14 protein-coding genes and 2 tRNA genes are annotated in these 21,256 nt (G+C 57.1%); 5 read left to right on the plus strand and 11 right to left on the minus strand.

Annotated features, from left to right (window positions below; translation table 11 throughout):
* Positions 1-7 precede the first annotated feature (7 nt).
* Entirely contained in the window at positions 8-844 is an 837-nt protein-coding gene (locus AC0V6X_RS00295) for a crotonase/enoyl-CoA hydratase family protein (RefSeq protein WP_486182595.1), read from the plus strand.
* Between the two features lie 28 nt (positions 845-872).
* Here the strand turns inward: AC0V6X_RS00295 and AC0V6X_RS00300 are convergent, their stop codons facing one another.
* Complete coding sequence (locus AC0V6X_RS00300; protein WP_486182596.1) at positions 873-1,652, minus strand: acyl-CoA thioesterase; 780 nt, start codon at positions 1,650-1,652, stop codon at positions 873-875.
* Between the two features lie 162 nt (positions 1,653-1,814).
* On the opposite strand from AC0V6X_RS00300, the gene AC0V6X_RS00305 reads away from it, so the two are divergent.
* Positions 1,815-1,888, plus strand: a tRNA-Cys gene (locus AC0V6X_RS00305).
* Positions 1,889-1,923: 35 nt separating this feature from the next.
* Positions 1,924-1,999: transfer RNA gene (locus tag AC0V6X_RS00310), tRNA-Thr, on the plus strand.
* 6 nt (positions 2,000-2,005) lie between these two features.
* Here the strand turns inward: AC0V6X_RS00310 and AC0V6X_RS00315 are convergent.
* From AC0V6X_RS00315 to AC0V6X_RS00355, 9 genes are all read right to left on the minus strand, one after another.
* Positions 2,006-2,164, minus strand: a complete 159-nt coding sequence (locus tag AC0V6X_RS00315) for a hypothetical protein (protein WP_486182597.1) — start codon at positions 2,162-2,164, stop codon at positions 2,006-2,008.
* Between the two features lies 1 nt (position 2,165).
* Positions 2,166-3,197 (minus strand): PfkB family carbohydrate kinase, encoded by a 1,032-nt coding sequence (locus AC0V6X_RS00320; protein WP_486182598.1) that lies wholly within the window; start codon positions 3,195-3,197, stop codon positions 2,166-2,168.
* Positions 3,198-3,226: 29 nt separating this feature from the next.
* A complete protein-coding gene (locus AC0V6X_RS00325; protein ID WP_486182599.1) occupies positions 3,227-3,979 on the minus strand; it encodes an SDR family NAD(P)-dependent oxidoreductase in 753 nt (250 codons plus the stop codon).
* 33 nt (positions 3,980-4,012) lie between these two features.
* Complete coding sequence (locus tag AC0V6X_RS00330) at positions 4,013-5,287, minus strand: MFS transporter (protein ID WP_486182600.1); 1,275 nt, start codon at positions 5,285-5,287, stop codon at positions 4,013-4,015.
* A gap of 4 nt (positions 5,288-5,291) precedes the next feature.
* The gene (locus AC0V6X_RS00335; protein ID WP_486182601.1) at positions 5,292-5,654 is read right to left on the minus strand and encodes a cupin domain-containing protein; all 363 of its coding nucleotides are present in this window, start codon (positions 5,652-5,654) and stop codon (positions 5,292-5,294) included.
* 3 nt (positions 5,655-5,657) lie between these two features.
* The gene (locus AC0V6X_RS00340) at positions 5,658-7,877 is read right to left on the minus strand and encodes an alginate lyase family protein (RefSeq protein ID WP_486182602.1); all 2,220 of its coding nucleotides are present in this window, start codon (positions 7,875-7,877) and stop codon (positions 5,658-5,660) included.
* On the minus strand, positions 7,874-10,135 hold the full coding sequence (locus AC0V6X_RS00345; protein WP_486182603.1) for a polysaccharide lyase 6 family protein: 2,262 nt from the start codon (positions 10,133-10,135) through the stop codon (positions 7,874-7,876). Before AC0V6X_RS00345 ends, AC0V6X_RS00340 begins: the two co-directional genes overlap by 4 nt.
* 104 nt (positions 10,136-10,239) lie before the next feature.
* Positions 10,240-10,980: a FadR/GntR family transcriptional regulator gene (locus AC0V6X_RS00350; protein WP_486182604.1), complete on the minus strand. Its 741-nt coding sequence runs from the start codon at positions 10,978-10,980 to the stop codon at positions 10,240-10,242.
* Positions 10,981-11,118: 138 nt separating this feature from the next.
* A complete protein-coding gene (locus AC0V6X_RS00355; protein ID WP_486182605.1) occupies positions 11,119-14,196 on the minus strand; it encodes a TonB-dependent receptor in 3,078 nt (1,025 codons plus the stop codon).
* 401 nt (positions 14,197-14,597) lie between these two features.
* On the opposite strand from AC0V6X_RS00355, the gene AC0V6X_RS00360 reads away from it, so the two are divergent.
* Together AC0V6X_RS00360 and AC0V6X_RS00365 are read left to right on the plus strand one after the other, a co-directional pair.
* The gene (locus tag AC0V6X_RS00360; protein ID WP_486182606.1) at positions 14,598-17,687 is read left to right on the plus strand and encodes a TonB-dependent receptor; all 3,090 of its coding nucleotides are present in this window, start codon (positions 14,598-14,600) and stop codon (positions 17,685-17,687) included.
* A gap of 123 nt (positions 17,688-17,810) precedes the next feature.
* The gene (locus tag AC0V6X_RS00365) at positions 17,811-18,875 is read left to right on the plus strand and encodes a polysaccharide lyase family 7 protein (protein WP_486182607.1); all 1,065 of its coding nucleotides are present in this window, start codon (positions 17,811-17,813) and stop codon (positions 18,873-18,875) included.
* Between the two features lie 57 nt (positions 18,876-18,932).
* On the opposite strand, the gene AC0V6X_RS00370 is transcribed toward AC0V6X_RS00365, so the two are convergent.
* Positions 18,933-21,218: an EAL domain-containing protein gene (locus AC0V6X_RS00370; RefSeq protein WP_486182608.1), complete on the minus strand. Its 2,286-nt coding sequence runs from the start codon at positions 21,216-21,218 to the stop codon at positions 18,933-18,935.
* Positions 21,219-21,256 lie beyond the last annotated feature (38 nt).

Below are 21,256 nucleotides of genomic sequence, written 5' to 3' on the forward strand. Positions count from 1 at the left end.
GGTCTTCATGTCGCAAGAGCAAGCTACGCTTTCACCAGAAGTTCTGATTTCCAACGACCGTATTTCAGTTGAACTAAGCGCCAATGGCGTGGCGCAGGCGCGGCTGATGCGCGCGGATAAGATGAACGCGCTCGACCCGGAAATGTTCGCAGCCATCATTGAGGCAGGCGAAACTCTTCATACAGCGAAGGGCGTTCGCGCAGTGGTGCTCTCAGGGGAGGGACGCGCCTTTTGCGCAGGGCTCGACACTGCAAGCTTTGGCCGCAGCCCCGATGACAGTGAGCCAGACTTAACTGAGCGGACCCACGGCAATGCGAACCGACCTCAGCAAGCCGCTATGATCTGGCGCAAGCTGCCCGTCCCGGTCATCGCCGCCGTTCACGGCGTGTGCTTTGGAGGAGGCCTTCAGATCGCAAGCGGCGCGGATATCCGCGTTGCTCATCCAGAGACACGGATGGCGATCATGGAGCTCAAATGGGGTCTCGTGCCAGATATGGGTGGCTATGCCTTGTGGCGCGGTTTGATCCGCGAGGATGTCATGCGCGAGCTGATCTACACCAATCGCGAGTTTTCGGGCGAAGAGGCGCAGGAGCTGGGCCTTGCGACATATGTCGATCCAGATCCACTCGCCCGTGCCACCGCCATCGCAGAGGAAATCGCTAACCGGAACCCGCATGCCATCCGTGCGGCAAAGCGGCTTCAGGCTGGCATTTACGAGCGCGACACGGATGCCATCTTGCTTGAAGAGAGTGTTGAGCAACACGCGATCATGCGCAGCAAGAACCAGATTGAAGCGGTGATGGCTGGAATGGCGAAACGCAAGCCAGACTTCGACGACGCGTGAGATGAAATGAGAGGCTTGCTAAGGCCGCCTACCCAAAAACAGCCACGCATTGCAGGCCGTCCATGACCTGCCTGCCTTCGCTGTCCCACATCCGCAGCCGCTCTGACGAATAGCCGCTGTCTGCGTGCTGACTGGCATTCTCTGCCAAGTACCAACCCCCATCCGATTCCGTATGCGGGTCGAGCACGTTGAACGACCAGTTGATCGAACTGATCGGGCCCATCCGCCGCATGATCCGCATGGCGCCGGGGGGCATGACATCGCCCATCAAGACCAACTTGGATACGGGATCAAGGCTGTGCTCCTCGGTCAGCCGCGCCCAGCGGCGGATGGTGGCGCCGTGATCCTCGCCTTTGGCCTGACCGAAGCGCACTTCGAAATTGTTCTGGATGAAGCTGGGGCCTTGGCCTTTCATTGCCACTTCTGCCTCACTCGGAGGACCGGGCCATTCCGCAAGCGGGTCAGCAGGCCGGACCGCATTCGCCTCCCGCTCAGCGGCGAAAAGCCAAAAGCCAGTGAAGGCGACGCCCTTTTCGTTCCGGACCTCACTGCGAACCTGGGTCACATTGCGACCTTGCCGAACGATCTCGGCGGAAAGATGGATATCTTCCCCCAAAGGCGCCACAAATCCGACTTGAGCCGCTCGCAATGGGGGCAGGTCAGGGAAAGCTCTGGTCGCCATGGTATAGCCAATAAGAGCTGAAGCGCCGCCGTAGAGTGTGCGTCCCTGCATCCACTCGCTGGCACTATCGAGACGGGCAGGACCGGGCTGTCCGGTGATGGGTTCAAGTAGCTTTGCGATAGTCATGCCAATGCTGTGCCCAATGCATGACGCCCGGTCCAGAGTGACGTTGCGTAAGCCACAATGCTCAATCGGACGCCCTCATTCTGCACGCGATGCAAAAGCCACATTGCCTTTGCCGCGCCGAATCGCTAGTGCGCCGCTTCCGCCTTTAAATGAAGGCGGCTCGGCCCGATGGCGGAGTGGTTACGCAGAGGACTGCAAATCCTTGCACGCCGGTTCGATTCCGGCTCGGGCCTCCACACACAGCCTGCGCTTAAAGCGCAGGGCCAAGAGTGCCGCTTTAGCTCAGTTGGTAGAGCACATCATTCGTAATGATGGGGTCACGTGTTCGAGTCACGTAAGCGGCACCATTTCACTCAATCGTGATCGTCGACCAGTTCGCGCGCCACTATGTGTTCGAAGTGGTCTTGGTCGCGCGAGGCATTGTCGTTGGCTCCAGAGTGAATCTGAGAGCCAACGCCGCCCTTTTCCGCGCCTATCGTTAGACGCATCTCAAAAGGGCGAATGCCGTTCATTTTAGCGCTGTACGCGGCCGGAGCCGTCGCCGCTCATCAGTTTCTCGACCTCTGGCACGGTGACGCGGTTGAAGTCGCCCATGATCGTGTGCTTGAGCGCGCTTGCGGCCACGGCGAATTCGAGGCTCTGTTGACGATCTTCGTAGGCCGTGAGGCCATAGATCAGCGCCGAGGCAAAGCTGTCGCCGCCGCCAACACGGTCAACAATGTCGGTGAGTTCGTACTTCTTGGACAGCTTGAAGCCGCCTTCCCGTGTGCGCAGGCAGGCCGACCAGTTGTTGCGGTCCGCCGACAGACTTTCGCGCAGAGTGATCGCGATCGTGTGCATGTCTGGATAGATGTCGAGCACCTTCTGTCCCAATGCTTCGTACTTCGCTGTGTCGAGTTCGCCGCTCTCGACATCAACATCGACCGTGATGTCCAAGGACTTCTGGCAGTCCTCCTCATTGGCAATGCCAACGTCGACATATTTGACCAGCTCGCGCATGACTTCAGGCGCGCTCTTGCCGTACTTCCAAAGCTTGCCGCGGAAGTTAAAGTCGCACGAGACGGTGAGCCCAGCTTCCTTGGCTGCTTTGACGCAGGCCATGGATAAGTCGGCTGCAGACTGGCTCAATGCCGGTGTGATCCCCGTGATGTGCAGCCATTTGGCGCCTGCAAAGATGGTTGGCCAATCAAACTCGTCCAAACCCGCATTGCAGATGGAGGAATGGGCCCGGTCATAAACAACCTTGGAGGGGCGCTGGTTCGATCCGGTCTCAAGGAAGTAGATACCAACACGCTCGCCAGAGCGGCTGACATGGGCTGTATCGACGCCAAACTTGCGCAATTCCATGATCGCGTTCTCGCCGATATCGTTGTCCGGCAGAGCGGTCACGAATCCTGCGTCGAGGCCGTAATTGGACAGCGCGACGGCGACATTCGCCTCGCCACCGCCAAAGGTCGCCTCGAACTCATGCGACTGGAAGAAACGTTGGTGCCCCGGCGTTTTCAAGCGGAGCATAATTTCGCCAAAGGAAAGGAATTCAGCCATGGGGAGGAGCTTTCTGTCTGGGTCTGGCTTTATGAGAAGGCGAGGCCGCCATTGATGTCGATATTGGCGCCGGTGATGAAGGAAGCTTCGTCAGAGGCGAGATATGCGACGAGGTCTGCGGTTTCTTCGGCTTTGCCTTGGCGGCGTAGCGGGGTTGAGTTGGCGACGTTCTCGCGCGCGGCATCAGGCGTGAACTTGTCGTGAAAGGTCGTCGCAATCATGCCGGGGCAAAGCGCGTTGACGCGAATGCCTTTGGGGCCAAGCTCTTTGGCCAGACCGCGCGTCATCGTCATCACCGCACCCTTGGAGGTGGCATAGGCAATCGCGCCGCCGCCGCCGCCATCGCGTCCAGCGAGAGAGGCAAGGTTCACAATCGATGCACCTTCAGACATCAGCGGGACGGCCGCTTTACAGGCAAGGAAAGTTGAGGTCGTGTTCAACTGCATCACGAAGTTGAAAAACTCCTCATCCATCTCTTCCAGCGTCTTGCGCGCGACTAGGCCGCCTGCATTGTTGACGAGGATATGCACCGCATTGCCGAATGCCTCTTTCGAGGCCGCGATCAGAGCATCGACATCAGCGGGCTTTGTCACGTCGGCCTTGACCGCGATGCCCTTGCCGCCAGCTGCTTCAACCGCTGCCACTGTGGCGTTGGCATCGGCTTCGTTCGAGTTATAGTTGACCACGACGTTAGCGCCCTCGCTTGCGAGCTTGACGCAAATCGCGCGGCCAATGTCGCGGCTTCCACCGGTGACGATCGCCACTTTGCCTGCAAATTTCATTTATGTTTCCCCTTCGAAGGACAGTTTCTGGCGCTAGGCCGATTTTGGTTTGAGTGGTTTGATTTCAGGGCACAGGATGAGCACTGAAAGAACGGTTGCGATGGCAAGACCAGCGCCAACAATGAAGGCTGGCGCGTAGCTGGTAACCGTGATCGCTGGGATCAGGAAATTGAGCCCCACAACTGCAAGCTTGGCGGCGGTTCCGGCATAGCCAGCAAGAGTGCCAACTGATGCGCCGCTGTAGAAGTCGCTCGGCAGCGTTTGGATGTTGCCAACAGCGGTTTGGAAACCGAACAAAATGGCCGCCATCATCAGAACTGCGATGAGCGGAGTCGCCGCTTGAGTGGTCGACAAGAGCGAGATCAACATGATCACACCGCCCAGCGCGATCACCGATTTGCGGGTTTTGTTGACGCTCCAGCCTGCTTTGATCCTGTTGCCAGCCAAGATGCCGCCGAACCACGCGCCGAACATCGCCCCGACATAAGGAATCCAAGCGTATACCGCGATCTCCTCGACCCCAAAGCCATAGGTTTTGGCGAGATAGATCGGGAGCCAACCAACGAACAGCCACCAGATCGGATCAAGGAAGAAGCTTGCGAGGATTACGCCCCAGCTTTCTTTCCGGCTCAGGATTTCGCCAGAGCCTGGTGCGTAGTCGGCAACCTCGTTGGTTTCGACATTACGCTGGCCGGTAAGGATAAACTGGCGCTCCTCCTCGCTAATCCATGGGTGGGCGTCAGGGCCGCTTTTGTAGACAATCAACCAAGGGATCAGCCACAAGAAGCCAAGCGCACCAATGGCGATGAAGGTCGCCTGCCAGCTTCCCAGCCAGACAAACAACAGCCCGATAATGGGCGCTGAAACAATGCCGCCAATCGCAGCGCCGGAATTGAAGATCCCTTGCGCCAATGCACGCTCATCAATGGGAAACCATTCAGCGTTTGCCTTGGTCGCACCGGGCCAGTTGCCCGCTTCTGACACGCCGAGTATGGCGCGGAAGATCGCAAAACTGATCAGACCGCGCGCAAAGGCATGGAGGATCGTCGCTGCCGACCAGACCACAATCGAAAGCACGAAGCCAAGCCGCACTCCGATCCAGTCGAAAATCTTGCCGAAGATTGATTGCCCAAAGGCATAGGCAAACGTGAAGACGTTGAGAATGATCGCATAATCATACTCTGTGAGCTCAAGCTCTTTGGATATTTCTGGCCAAAGAAAGCCCAGTGCGCCGCGATCAATATAGTTGATGATCGTTGCGAGCGCGACGAGGCCGACAATCCAAAAACGGAGTTTTCCCTTAAGCATCGCTTCAATCCCCCTCGCTCAGAAAGTCTTCGCGAAGCGGGCTGAACGTGTCGATCAGGACGCCTTCTTCAAGACAGACCGCGCCATGGTCGAGATGCGGTGCAATGTAGAAACTGTCGCCTGCGCGCAGCACCTGCTTTTCGCCATCGACAAAGACTTCGAACGTGCCGCTTTCGACATAAGTCGACTGGCTGTGATGGTGTGAATGAACCTGTCCAACGGCTCCTTTGTCAAACCAAACCCGGACGATCATGATCTCTGGGCCGTAGCCCAGTATCTGCCGAGTAATTCCGTCGCCAAGGTCCTCCTTCGGCGTGTCCTTTGCGACCACAAAGGGTGGGCTTTGCGCCTCTGCAAGTGTTGCCATTTTCTAGTTCTCCCCTCCAGGAAGTGCGATCACTGCGGCAAAGCCCGTCCAGGCGACTTCTTCGCCATCGAGCCTGGCGGAATGCGCCATCTCGGGATCGGAATTATGCGATACAGCGATCACGAATTGCTGCCCCGATTTCAGGGTCACGCGGATCAAATCCATATCCTCGACTTGGTGGTGGTCGAGGTCGGAAACTTTGCTGCGACTATCGAGCGTTTGCTCGGCCGCGCCGTCATAGCTGCCATGCGCTTCGAGCAGGCTGGCAAAGCTTGCCCCGCTATCGCGTTGAGCCCGCAGCATGATCAGCGGTTCGCGCCGCAGATTGAAGTCGGGATCGTTCGCGCCGCTTTCACCCAGAATCGCGGTGAGCGGTCCATCACTTGCAAAGCGGTAGGTGTAGAACCGGCCATCAAGGATCCAAGTGAGCGCGCCTTTGCCATCATCAATGGAAGCTTCGGCATCAACCCAGATGTGCTGATAGCCATTGTCACTGCCCAGCACGGGGCGAGAGGCGACATGGCCCTGCGCGTCGAAGTCGAACTCCATGATATGGCCGGAATAATGAAGCGGTAGATCGTACTGATGCGCTCCATCGCTGGTCGCACGGACGAGATCGATCACCAACGGCGCTTCAAGCCCCGGAAGCGTCGGCATCAGCAGCGTCCGGCGCATCGAAACGCCTTCATAAGCGCTGGAAATCTCGCCGCTTGTGACCTGCAGGCCTGGCGCGTCGGAGAAATAAAGCTGGCTTGGCCAGTATTGGTCCGCAAGGTCTGCATCACCGCCAAAATGGCTGGTTTCGTCAACCACCAGAGTGTTGTGCGCGATAGAGCTCTTCGCCCAGGTTTCATTTTCCGGCAGGTAGCGTCCACCGCGCTTCGCCTCGATATTGAGGAAACGTGCTGCGCCGTAATCGCGGACAATTTCGTTGCCGTTGTCATAGAGCTGCCAAGCGAGCTTATCGAAGTGGCCGTGGCCCATGCCTTGCGCACTGTTCTTGGCAATCAGCACGGTTGCAGGCTCACCCTCACCATTTGCAGTGCCTTGACGCAGCATTGCAACAGCCCCTTGGCCTCCATCCGGCCCATCGCTGAGCAAGAGGGACCGGAAGGGGAAAGGCTCTGCCTTGCCAGCGGCGAGGTCTTGCGCAACCAGAGCGCCATTGGCGGTCAAAACTGTGCGACCCTGAAACTCTGCAATCGACAGGAGGGCAGGATCGCGCGTCTGGCCGTAGGCGATGGCAACCCCTTCATAAAGTTCCGCTGTCCGCAGGCTCTTGTCGCGGATCGCATCGTTGAACGGGAAGAAGAACCCGCGATAACTCAGCTGCACAGTTGTGCGCAGAGCTTTCAGCAGGATGCCGTCGCGGTGTTCGAAGATGCGGCGCTCAGGCTCATTGTGCTCAATCGCATTGGCAAATACCAAGAAGGGCAGCAGCGCAAAACGCTGATAATACGGGCCTTCAGTGTAATATCCGTCGGGCGAGAACAGCAACTCTGTCTGCCGGATGAAGCCCGCGCGGCCGCTCTTGTCAGAGCCCATCAGCGCGCGCTCGACCATATCTTCGTCGCCCAGCAGATAGCCGGTCATGCCAACACCCGCTGTCGCCCATGTGGCATGGTTGTGAATGCGGTCGAAGGTGACGACTGACTCTTCCGACAAGAAGCGCGCCGCAAGGCGGAAGACGTCTTCATCAATCCGCTGTCGGTCGGCCGTACTCAATGTGTCGCGGATGTCGGCATAACCTTGCACGGCATGGACCAGCCACATCGCATCGTTCAGGACTTGCCAGAAAATGCGGCCGACATTCTGGTTGGCCTTGGCCGGATGCTCACCCAAAGTCGGATAGAGATCGGCATAGGCGAGCAGCATTTCGCGCAAGTAATCGCGATACTTTTCCTCGCCCGTGATGCGGTAGAGTTGCCCGCCTTGATAGATCGCGCGGAAATTCCGCTTGTGTTGTTCGTGGGTATAACCGCCACCGGGGTCCTGTGGGACGGGGACAACCACGCCGTCCGCCATCATTTCATCGACAAAGGCGCGCGCGCGCTCAAGTTCTTGGGCAAACAAGGGCGCATGTGCAGGTGCGGTGGAGAGGGCCGCCTCGGCCATGTCACTCGAGGCGGCCCCGTGGGTTGCAGCGGCAAGGACAGAGCTTGGCAAGCTGCCAGCTGTCATTGCTGCTGCGAGGAGAAGGGCGGGGCGGATAGTGCGCGTCATTGCTCCACCCCTTCGTCAAAAACATTGCCCGTCTGAACAGCGCGGTGCTCACCTTCGAAGATCAGCTCTTCCAGGATCATGGCATCGGTGCCGGCAAAGGCATTAGACGCAATCTCAGTTGCTGGCGTGCCAACCGTATGGACGATGCGGAACGCAGCTGAGTCTTTCACTGCGTTGCCAGTAACGGCGGCAATCTGGACGCCGTGCAGGTGGATCGATCCACCTGTCCGATTGGTTGCGGCCAAACCGACATTGTTCAGCGCGTTTCCGTCAATCGTAACATTCGGCCCAAAGGTACTCTCATCCCGGCCGCCACGATAAATGTCCGCAAGAGACCCGCCAATATTGGCAAAGGCGTTGCCGGTGATGTCGAGATATTCGACATTGTATTGGCCGTAATCCTCAGTCTCAGCCGCAGCGGAGACAATTGTCCCGCTGATATCGGAAAAGCTGCTGCCGGTGATCGAGACGTGGTCAGCAAGAGTGCTCTTGCCCAGCGTGATGACATTGAACGACTTATTCACGTCGAGATTGCGCACGGCAATCTGATCAAGCTCGATGCGCAGATTGGATTGGATCGGGTAGACCCCGGTGCGGATCATAGAGTTGCCCACCGAATCCGGAGCGCGTGCACCATCAATGGCGAGGCTTTCCAGTCGAAGGTTGCCACCTTCTCGCAGCTCGATCAGCGAGGGGCGGGTGAAAAATATTGTCGTTGCTTCAGCGCTCGCACCCGCAATCGTCAACGTCGTTTCCAGTGCGATTGACCGGTCCACTATATACTCGCCTGCCGTCAGCATCAGCACATCGCCCGCCTCAGCGGTCTGAGCAGCCTGCGCAAGAGTGCCTTGACCCGGCTCGACAGAAATCACTCTGCCAGAGGACCCAAAGGCGGTCGGCTGACCCGGTTTTGCATACCAATCAACGCCAACCTCATCGAGCGAGACAACCCGCAGATCGCGCGGTGCTCCGATGGAGGCAAGCGCTAGGTCAACCGGATAGAGCAGGCCGTTATCTGCGCGACGCATTTCAACCGGCGATTGTGCGAAATCACTCAGATCTTCGGACACGCCGCCTTCAATCACTCGGTTGTTCGCAAAAGCGAAGCCGGAGATATCATCATAGACTTCGAGGAAGGATGCACCTTCGAGCCCACCCAGCAGATTATTCGCAAATGTGCTGTTGCTAGGCGCGGCTGAGCGCTCTTCATCTGCGCCGACATTGAAGGCAACTCGGCGGCTGTCGATGATCGTGTTGTTCTCAATCCGCGCGCCTTCGACTTCGACATAGCGATTAACCGGCGAGTTCGGGACGCCGTTCATAATCGCAAGCGCGCTGGAGAATGCCTCTCCGCGCAGGCCTTCCATGTAATTGCCGCGAACCGTTTGCCCGCGATTGATGACACGAATGCCACCAGTGTAGTCTGCGCCACCGCCGAGGAAAACGTTGCCTTCAACGACATTGTTGTCGCCATGGCGCAAAGTCAGCGTTCCGCGCGCACCGAGAAAGACGTTGCCTCGAAACTCATTTCCACCAGACTTAGAGGAGATGATCTCCACTTCCCCACCAGTGCGGTCGAAGACGTTGTAGGCAACCACGCTGTTCGAGTTGAACATGGAATAGTGGCTCGTCCCGATCCGCAGGGTCTCGCCACCATTGGAACCCAGCACAGCGCGCGGTCCGAAATAGTTGTATTCGATGCGGTGATTGTTCTCGCGGCTCTCCTCGGTATCGAGCCGCACGGCGAGGGTCACACCCTTGTTGGTCTTGCCTGAGATGTGATTGTGATCGAAGCGGTTATTCTGACCGTAAATGCCAACCCAAAGGTCGCTTTCATAGCGGTCAGGTTTGCTGAACCCGTCAATCACGACCTCAGTGACGCGGCTGTTGGATGCCTGATCGTCGCGCGAAACGCGGAAGGAGATCACCTCACCGCGTGGGCTGTAGCCATCGCGAAAAACCAGTCCCGAGACCGTGATAAATTCACCGCCAATGCGCAGGCTGGATTGTCCGGTTAATATCACTTGGCCGGGCTCTTGCGCAGTGATGGCAATAGGAGCGTCAGCGCGGCCTTGACCGGTGATAACCATGTCGAAGTCATGCCAATTGCCATTGGCTAGGACGATCGTATCGCCGGCCTCTACGGTGTGAGCCGCCGCAGCATATTCGTCTTGATCGGAGACAAGGATCTGCTCAGCCACAGCTTGAGTAGAGCTCGCACATAGCAGCGCGGCCACAAGGCTGAGCCTCGTAATCATCCTACAGTCCTCTCCCTCTTATCCGGGGAGAAACTATACAGTGAGTCGAGTGCCTGTCAATCAATCTGGCATGTTATTTATTCCTAGATTGTAATACCAATTGTCTAGACTGTTTTTGCAGCGGCCAGGAAGCGTTCGCGGCTCTGGGATGCTTGCTGCTGGACCTCTTCAAGTGCCAGTCGCTCAGTGGCCTCGAGCATGGATTCCAGTAGCCGATGGAAGTGCTCGCGCATGGCGGCACGGGCTCCTGCAGGATCATGGTCTTTGATCGCGTCAAAGACCGCTCGGTGCTCCTCAGTCCGCGTTTCTGCATCATGGACGCAGACAGCGGCATAAGTCGATTTTACTTCGGGAATTTCCTCCCGCATGCGCCACAAGGTTTGGATCGTGTGAACCATTGCGGCATTGTTGGACGCCTCTGCGATAGTCAGGTGGAACTGTTCATCTGCTTCATCGGCCTCTTTCTGAGTCCCGGTGCGCATTTTCTCGACCAGTTCTTCAAGCTTTGCGATCCCCTCGTCAGAGATATTGCGCGCCGCGAGAGCTGCGCTTTCAGATTCCACCAATAGTCTGGCTTCGGTAACCTCGAACGCGCTCGCTTCAGGCAAGCCGTCGGTTGAAGCTGGCGGCCGTTCGCTGACATAGACACCCGATCCGGTCTTGATCTCGAGCCTGCCTATCGCTTGCAAGGCAATCTCTGCCTCGCGGATCGTAACCCGGCTCACCCCAAGCTTTTCAGCCAGCTCTCGCTCGCCCGGCAAACGTGTCCCCGGAGGATATGCGCCGTCGTCGATCAACTGAGCAATTTGCTCCGCGACGGATTGGAAAAGCCTTTTGCTGCTCATGCACGATCACTTTCGATTTAACGCGTCCAAAAGTTCTATACCAATTTTCCTCAAGGATAGAAGTCGAAGGTTTTGCGGTGCATCGGCCACCACGCAGCGCCTTGCGCAGTGGCCGACACACAGCAGACATTGGGCTTGTTAGAAACGCAATGTCGCCCCGAAGGTAATCCGGCGATCCGGCAGCCCCTCAAAACAAAGCAGCGCGCCATCGTTGACGCAGTACTGACGGATTTTCGATTTGGTCAGGTTCACCCCTTCCACACCGAAGCTCAGATAGTCGGTGACGTCGTAGACCACACTCGCATTGAGCTGGCCTCGCGCCTCGGTGACTACAGGGAAGCCCAGTGTTGAGTTGAGCGATGCGCCCGCTGCTGTGTCCAGCGTGCGGAATTCATCACGCCAAGTGTAGCGAGCACGAGCCGACAGACCGTATTTCTCGTAGTAAAGCGTCAGGTTGTAGGCATTTTGCGAGAAGTCGAGCAGACCCTGGGCCGCCGTCACCGATACAAATTGGGAATCGTCATAGATGCCGTTGATTGCGTTGAAGACATCCGTGCCGCGCGACGCAGAACTGTTGGTCGCGTCGCCACCACCGAAGTCCTGATAAGTGTAGTTAGCCAGGATACCAAAGCCCGACGCAAAGCCGAGCGTGTCTTCAAACCGCGACAGATCGTACTGGAACGCAACTTCGATACCGGTTTGCGTGGTGTTGCCCGTGTCGTTGATCGTGGTCGTGATCGGGACACAGATGCCTTGGCCTGGCTGGTCAGACAGCGTGTTGCGTTGAGCAATCGGGTTGAACACACCGCCGCCTTCACAAGGATCGGTGATATCGGCAAAGCCGTTGCCGTCTAGCGTGACGTCCTCAAGCTGCTGCACAAACAGGTTCGTGCGCTTCTTGTGGAACACACCGACACTTAGAACCGCTGATGGAGCGAAGTACCAGTCCAGCGAAGCATCCCAAGACTGCACCGTTTCTGGCTGAAGCCCTGGATTGCCGAACGCAACCGCAGCGTTTTCACTCGTTCCGAAGGTCACCGACGTCGACAGACGCTGGAAGTTCGGACGGTTCAGGTCTTCACCAAAGCTCGCCCGGAGCAGCAGGTCCTCGGTCAATTCCGCAGCCAAGTTGATACGCGGCAAGAATTGGGAGTAGCTACCGCTTGTGACGACCTGGGTGACATCACCCGTTACGCCATCGATCGAGTTGCCAAGCGAGTCGATCGAGGTGTCGATGTAACGGAACCCGATATTCGCGGTTACCGCTCCAAAATCGAGATTCGCCTGCGCATAAAGGGCATGGGTCTTCTCTGAAATGTCAAAGAAGCCTTGCGCACTTGCAGAGGCGTCCTCGATCGTGCCGCTCGCGCCTGAATCGGCAAACGCCTGCTGCAAGATCGCAAGAGTACCGTCCGGATCGCTGAACGAGCGGTCAGGATCGATCACAAGGAAGTTGTTGACCGCAAGCTCACGCCCGTCGAACGAGTCGAAATTGTCTGGGCCCGGCACCAGCAATTCAGCAAAGAAGTCGCCGGTTGGAACTTGCAACAGCCGGCTAAAGCTGCGGCTGAAGTTCACGTCTTGGAAGGCGCTCGATGTGTTGCTGTAACGGTAACCTGCATCAAGAGTATCAATGAAGCTCGCAAAGTCCGACGCGTCGTAGGACAAATCAATGCGGAAGGCGTTTTCGGAGTTCTCCGTCGTATCCCGGCCGATGGCAAGTGCTTCAAATGCAACATTGGACGGGTTCAGCAGATCCTGCACCGTCGGCGCAAAGGGTGACGCAAAGTCGATCCCGAAGGTCAGCGAGCCGCCAGTCAGGTCATAGATGAACGGAACGGAGTTTTCGTTCGAAGTCGAAGTGGTCGGGTTGCCGTCCACATCCAAGCCGTCGAGCGGTGCGCTGGGGTTAAGGAAGTTGAGCGTGGTGCTGAAGTTCGGGTTGGATGAATCAGAGCTGGTGGTCGACCCTTCAACGCGAACTGACAGTTTGCCGACTTCCCATTCGAAACCAGCACGGAACAGAGAATTCTCGGTAATACGAGCGCCAGTATCGCTGGAGAAGCGCAGGTTGGGATCATCGTCATCGCGGTCAAGCAGCACGGGCACAACGCCAGTAACAGCCGCTTCGATGCTTCCCAGATCTACTCCATCAAGCGTTCCGAAACTGACCGTTTCAAACGAATCAGGAACCACAAAATCACGCAGAACGCTGACGCCTGAACCCTGAATACGCGAGCTGTCCTGGCGACGTTCTTGGTCGTTGTAGAAGCCGTCTACAAAGAACGTGAGGCCGGGGCGCGGAGAATACTCGATTGAGCCCGCAATGTTGATTGTGCGGAACTCAAAGTTCTCACGCTCCTGGTTGAGGAACTGAATACCGAGGAAGTCAAAGCCTTGCGCCGCCGGGCGATCGGCTGGGTCCTGAAGGTTGCCGTCGCGAATAACGTCAGCATTGACGTTCTCGACCAAGCCGCCATCGCGATCGACACGAGGACGAAGCGAGGTTGCCTCTTGCTCGGTGTAGCTGCCAGCAATGACAATGCCGAACTCACCATCGCCGGCATCCCAGCGATTGCCAAAGCTACCAGCAAGGCGCGGCGTAACCGATTCTGAAAGTTCACTATATTCGCCCTGCGCCCGGAAGGTGAGAATCCTGTCGGTGATGTCGAGTGGGCGAATTGTACGAAGATTGATCGTACCGCCAACCGAACCTTCGATGGTCGCCGCTGTCGGCGCCTTGGTCACCTCAACCGAGGAAATGATCGCTGCGTTCACATCTTCGAAGTTGATGCCACCACGACCCGAGCCAGAACCCAAAGTACCAACACCGTTGATCTCTACCCGGTTCGCATTGGTACCGCGGATTTGAACGCCAGTACCAACGCCCGCTGTACGCGTGATTTGGACGCCCGTTACGTTTTCCAGAACTTCTGCAAGGTTTTGGTCAGGCAGCTTACCGATATCTTCCGCCTGAATGACTTCGATCAGGCTGTCTGCATTGCGCCGTTCGGTGAGCGCGCTTTGAAGCGAGCTGCGGATGCCAGTGACGATGATCGCATTGCCATCGCCGTCGCTCTCAACTGATGCGTCGTTATCCGCATCTTGCGCAAAAGCTGCGCCTGGCACGAGTGCAATAGCCGAGCCCGCCAGCATTCCTGCAATGAGGCGCTGTTTTCTTGCGGACACGGGCAGTGAATTGGAACTTCCAGCCATCAGATCTCTCCCACACTTTTCTTTTGTTATTTACCGAGGGGTAGAATTGGAGTCCCAGAGTGTCAACCTGTTTGGCCTACCTTATGATTAAAATCGATCATACCAATTGGGCTAAAAGTGGCTCTTCTACCCGTGCGCGCCGGTTTAACCCGATAGCGAGGAGTGGCGCGTTGGAGTGCTCTTTGCGAAAGTTTCCCAGTGTGACAAATTCGCATCTTGCCCTCGGCAAAAGGCGCGTTGCTGCTCGTGGCAGGCAATTGGTTTGAGAGTATATTGCCGATTGGTATGGTGATTTGGTTGACTCTGGCAATTCGCAAGGTCATTCTCCAGCGAAATAAAAAATGAGGGAGAGAATGATGGGTTTTTACGCCGCCCGAACGGGGGTTCGTTCACGTATTTCTATGTCTGCAGCTCTGTTGGCAGGGACTGCGTTTCTGTCGGTTCCAGCGATGGCGCAGGATCAGGACGCCGATGTCACAGAGGAAGCGGAAGGCGATGTCATCATCGTTGAGGGCTTCCGTGCTGTCGTCCAAAGCTCGATTGAAGAGAAGCGCAATTCCACTGAGGTGTTTGACGCGCTTTCCGCTGATGAGATTGGCGACATCCCAGCGCTTTCAATCGGTGAAGCACTTGAAACTTTAACAGGTGCAGGTTCGCACCGTGAGCAAGGCGGCGCGACGGAAATCTCAATTCGCGGCTTGGGTCCGTTCCTTGGTTCGACCGTGATCAACGGCCGTGTGGCAACCAACGGCAGCGGCGACCGCTCTGTCAATTTCAGCCAGTTTCCGTCCGAGCTCTTCACCAAGATCGGCATCTATAAGACGCAGGCTGCCAGCTACATCGAAGGCGGTGTTGCGGGCCAGATCGTGCTCGAAACGGTGCGTCCTCTCGACTACGGTGAGCGCCGCATCCAGGGTGAGATCAAAGCCGAGCTCAACCCTTACAACTTCGACATCGATTCCGATCAGCGTTTCAACGATATCGGCTATCGTGGATCGCTCAGCTATGTGGACCAATTCCAAGTCGGTGATGGTCAGCTTGGCATTTCGCTTGGTCTTGAACGTCGGGATTCGAACAATCCCGAGCAAGAGGTTCAGGTCTCCAACACGATCCGGGCTTGTTCGCTGAACCCAGCGCTCGCGTCAGAGAATGACGGTGTTGCTGATGAAGACAATTGCGATACGGACACAAGCGGCATCAATGCGCTCGGCTCGATCCTAGCAGGCGAAGAGCCCTTTGTGATTGCGCGCAACAGCTATGGCTTCCGTACCAACATCACCGATGACAATCGCGATGCCTTCTTCGGCGCGATCCAGTATCAGCCATCGCCGGATGTCGATATCAACGCCGACTTCCAGTATTCGAAGCGCCTTTTCCGTGAACAGCGCAGCGATCTGCTCTTCACCGAAGGCCGTCGCATCACGCCTGAGGGCGACACCAACAACGTAGGCGCGGTCCTTGGTCTGCCTTCAATCTTGGAGTTCACTGAAACCGGTGCCCTGCGCTTGTTCACGAACGAATCGCGCGTCGAAGCGGTTAGTGAATATCTTGAGCGCGACGAGGAGTATTACGGTGGCGGCCTGTCGGTCGAAGCCCAGGTTTCCGACCGCATGCGCCTTTCGGTCGATGCGTCCTACTCGCGCACTCAGCGGACTGAGGAAGCTGTGCAAGTTCGTTTCCGTACAGAGGATGGCGAATCCATTCTTGGTAACGAGGATGCTGATGGCAATCCCTTCTTCCCTGAAGTCATTCAGGATGATGGCGATGACAATGACGACCGCGTTGAGACGCTGACCCAGATCCTTCAAAACGGCTCGGGTGGTCTCAACTTTGTTGTCCAAAACTTCGATGTGACAGACCACAACCTGTTCGCCAACGATCCGCGCGTTCGCGCTGACCTTGAGCAGGACCGCTTCAACGAGATTTGGGCCGTGCGGGGCGACGTGGACTATGAAGTCGACGGCTTCTTTTCGAGCATCCAGGCCGGCTTGCGCTACCAGCAACTCACCTATCGTGACGTGCCCGGTGCCAGTGGGCCAAACCGGATTCAGGTCAACTTCAACGACACAGACGGGACCGGAGCTCTTGCGGTTGCCAACCAGGAATGCCGCACGAACTTCCCGACGACTGGGTTCTTGACCTCGATCAGCAACGGAAATCCGCTGTTCACCAATATCGATGCCGACGGCAACGTCATTGGAACGACCAACGAATTCGCGACTTTCGATGCACGTTGCATCGTGCAGGTTCTCGACCGTGAAGACCCGTCTGACGACATCAACTTCGATGAAGATGGCAATGTGATCTTCCCGGATGGTTCCTCTGACTCGATCCAGAACACCGATTTGGAAGAGCGCACGGTTGCGGCCTATCTCCAGGCGAACTTTGACTCGCAATTTGGCGAATTGCCGGTGCGCGGTAACGTTGGCGTGCGTGTTGTCCGGACGGATGTGAATTCCACCGGCTTCCGTGGCTCGCTGATCGCAACCGTCGATCCAGTCGACGGCACGATCACAATCGACGAAGACACCAGCACGCTGCTGCCTATTACCGGCGGTGGTTCCTACACCGAGTTCCTGCCCAGCTTGAACGTTGCGGCTGATCTCAATCCTGATCTTGTAGGGCGCTTTGCCTTCTACCGCTCGCTTTCACGGCCTGATCCATCCGATCTGAGCTTCGGGCGTTTCTTCAACGGGATCACTGATGACACTGAAGACTCAGTTACTATTGCTGAGTTGGTCGGTACGGCTACTGCCACCGGTAACCCGTTCACTGATCCGCTGTTGTCGTGGAATGTTGATGCCGGCCTTGAATGGTACCCCAACCCGGATACGATCCTGGCCTTCAACGCTTACTACAAGAGCTTTGACGGCGGGTTTGAGCGCGTTGGTCAGTTCGAGACATTCTCAGTCAGCGGTGAAGACCTCACCACTCTTGTGACGACCACGAATGTATCCGACGAAACCAGCACCATCTACGGGCTTGAGATCACTGCGGCGCACCGCCTCAGCTATCTTCCTGCTCCGTTTGACGGGCTTGGTTTCAAGCTGAGCTACAACTACGCTGACTCTAACTTTGAGTTTGAAGACGATACGCTGGGTGAAATTCTGGGTGTGAACGACGATGGGTCGACCTTCGTCAGCCAGCCCGGCATTATCCCGCCGACCAACCTGTTTGGCTTCTCCAAGCACGTTCTGTCAGCACAGGCTTACTACGAAATTGGCCCGTTCGATTTCCAGGGCGTCTACAAGTATCGCAGCAGCTACTTCCAGCAATTCGTTGGCACCCCAGGACGCATCCGGAATGTTGACGATGTAGAGGTGTTTGAGGCGCGTGTGACCTTCAAGCTGAACGACAACATTCGTATCAGCGCAGAAGGCATCAACCTGTTCAACGAGCCGCGCACCGACTTCCGCGGTGCTCCGGACGATCTGGGACAGGTGCTGGTCTATGGCCCGCGTTACTTCGTGGGTATTCGCGGCCGGTTCTAAGGCTTGTGGAGCCGCCCCGGGCCAAGGCTCGGGGCGGCCACACCACTCGCTTAAGGCGTTCAGGCCCGGTTTTGAACGCTTGGGCTACGCAAAGCCCTCACTATGAAAAGGTTGCACTTGCGCATGAAATTTGAACTCCGGCAAATGGCGATCACCCTTGCAGGCGTGATGGCCGTGGCCGCATCGCCCACGATTGCTTCCGCATGTCTTTCCGAAGATATGGTGCCGGGCGAAGTCTTCGATCTTGGCCAGTGGAAGATCACTCTTCCCACCGACGACAATCGAGACGGCAAGCCCGATGAGATTGATGTGCGCGAGATTCAAGAGTTTGAGCACTCCGATTATTTCTATCTCAACGCTGATGGGCACCTTGTCTTTGCGGCGCCCAACAAAGCGCCGACCACCGCCAATTCGACCAACACGCGCAGCGAATTGCGTCAGATGCTACGTGGAACCAACACGCGCATCGGAACGCATGATCCGCGCAACAACTTTGCAGTGGAAGCGCGGCGCGGGTCCGATGAATTTGGTGCGGTTGGTGGTAAGCTCGAAGCAACTTTGCGAGTTGATCACGTCTCTGTGAATGCAGGCGATCCGACCAAGCGACCGGCCTATTCAGTGGTCATCGGCCAGATCCACGCAGTCAAATATGACGATACCAGCAGTGGTTTTGGTTACGGTAATGAGCCGATCAAAATCTACTACAAGAAGTTCCCCGGTCACGAAACCGGCTCAGTCTTTTGGACCTATGAGCGCAATCTAGCCCGCGATGACGACAATCGCACCGATCTTGCGGTTCCGGTGTTTGGCAACACTTGGGATGGGATGGATGATCCGGGCGAGGCGGGGATCGCTCTGGGTGAAGAGTTCAGCTACACCATCAATGTCCACCGCAACACGATGTATCTGACCTTCCACAATGAAAGGTTGGGCACAATCCAGCAGGTTCGCAGTCTGGTGCGCGGAGCCGACAGGCTCGACAACCCGCTCTCTTACGGCGGCGATACGCTCTATTTTAAAGCGGGTGTGTACAATCAGTGCAGCACACGTGAAGGCACGTCGATGTGGTATGCTGGTTGCCCTGGAACGGGTGAATGGTCAGTCGATAAAGCCGCGGGCAATTACGCCCAAGCGACATTCTCACGCCTTGTCATGGGACCATCAACCAACCCCGATCAGGCGGATTGAGTACAGCCCGCTGGGAGCGGGAGGTATGGCCGCCATTTGAGCCTCAGATGCGCGCTACTACCCGACTTTTTCGCGGTCCTTTTGCAGCAAGGGCGTGATTTCCGAGGCTACTAGCGGCTTCGAGATGTGATAGCCTTGGGCATAGTCACAGCCCGCTTCGCGCAGGAAGTCGAGACATTCTGCGTCTTCGATCCCTTCACCCACGACTCGCAGCCCCAGCGAGTGAGCGAGTTGGACGGTCGATCGCACGAGCAGCGCATCGCTGCGCTCGCGGTGGGCGTTCTGGACAAAGGCGCGGTCGATCTTGAGCTCTGTCAGAGGCAGCAATTGCAGATAGCTGAGCGTCGATTGTCCGGTGCCATAGTCGTCCATTGAAATGCTGACACCCAGATCGCGCAAGCGTTCAAGGTTCTTTGCCGCCTGTTCGGGGGCGTGCATGGTTGCAGACTCGGTCACTTCAAAGATCAGGCGATCGCGGGGCACGCCCGTTGCTTTCATGATCCGCTCTGCCGTTTGGAGGAATTCTTTCGAGCTCACTAGCTTGGCTGAGATGTTGACCGCGGCGGAGATCGTTGCCCCTTGCGCGCACCATTCCTTGAGATCAGCGATGGTCTGCTCAAGCACATAGAGCGTCAACCGCTCGATCCGGTTCGATTCCTCAGCCAGAGGGATGAACACATCGGGCCCCATGAAGCCTCGCTCGGCATGGTTCCAGCGCACCAGAGCTTCAACGCTTTCAATCCGGTTGCTCGCGATCTTGAGCTTGGGCTGGTAGAGAACCTGCAATTCCTTGCGGTCAATCGCGAGGTCTAGCTCACCCATCAGCGATACGCGTTGTTCCAGAATTGCCGCTTCAGCTGCTTCGTGAGCGTGCCACAATTTGCGTTCCTTTTGCGCCGTGCTCGCGGCGCTCGACGCTGCTGCCAAGTCGGCGCCAGCAGCAATACCAAAGGCGAACTGCACATCGACCCGCTTGCCTGCGACCTCAACCGGTTTGAGCATAGCCTTGTCGATCTTCTCGAACAGCGAAATCAGGGAGCGGTCATCGCCATTGTGGGCCCAAGCAAGGATACGAGCGTCGGTGCGATAGAAAGTTTCGGATGCGGATAGACCAGCAAGCCGGTCGCTCAACCGCCGGACAAGAGTCCCGATCTCACTCTTGCCCAGAACGGTCTGCAGCGAATCGAAGTCTTTGATGAAGGCGGTTGCGATGAATTGGCTCTCTTCATAGTCCCCCTGCATCATCGCCAGCGCGTTGGGCAGTCCGCTCTCTTCATCGATCAGCGACTGTTCGTAGAATCGATCCAGCGCGATCCGGATACTCTGCCCCACCGCAATCACTATCAAGGCGAGTGCAGCCGGCATGATTGCAAGGATGGTAGATGCGAAGTGATAAGCGACGATTTGGATCAGAACGAGGACAGCGATACCGCCAGCGATAGTCAGCGCCAGCCGGCGATAGCTGGTGCGCCGCAAGGCCCACAGACCGATAAGGGTCGTCACTAGCAAAAGTGGTACTGCACCGAGCTCCAAGGCCGTGCCCGCGATCAATGTCTCTGCGGCGAGCGCTTGGATCGTGACGCCAGGGATCACGCCATAGGCAGGCACACCATAGCGGTCGCCCAGCTCGATTGCGGTTGCGCCGATCATGACGTCCTTGCCGACCATGGATTGCCCACCAAACTCACCTGCCTCTGCGTCGATGAAACTGTGGCGGGGAATGGTTGCAGGCTCGATGGAATAGTCGATCGGGAAGCTGTCGTGCGCTTGCCCCGAAACACCAGCGAGGTGCGCAGAAAGTGACGGGCGAGGGACCCCGTCAGTGATCGTGCCATACACCATCCGCCGCACCCGCGCGTCCGTGTCGGGCAAAACAGAGACCGAGGCGAGGCTGGCATGTTCGCGCAGTTCAGGAATGGGGAGCGCTTCGATCCGGGTGTGCGATTGCTCAGAGGCTGCTTGAGCGAACGTCGGTAACACGACGCGCGCATTGGAATTGGCGATCGCCTCAGCAAAGGCTGCGTCGCCTTCGTGGTCAGAGCGGGAGGAGAAGTCGATATCAAAGACGATGGATCGGGCGCCAGCTTTGCTCAACTGTTCGACTAGGCGCGCATGACGCTCACGCGACCAAGGCCATTGGCGCACTTCACTGATGCTTTTGGCATCGACTTCGACAATGTGAATTTGCTGAGAAGCGTTGCGCTTGAAGATTTGAGAGACAGCGCTTTGTTGCCCGTTCTCCGCAGAAGTCAGCCAAGCGGATTGCGCAGAAAGAACCGCGAGCAGAATCGCTGCGAGGAGGATCGCCCCTTTACCCCAAATGGTTTTTGCAGTCGTCTGCATGAAGGGTGTCTCACCTCAGCTTAGGTCCATAATGTCAG

This window comes from Erythrobacter sp. S267 (assembly GCF_057365045.1).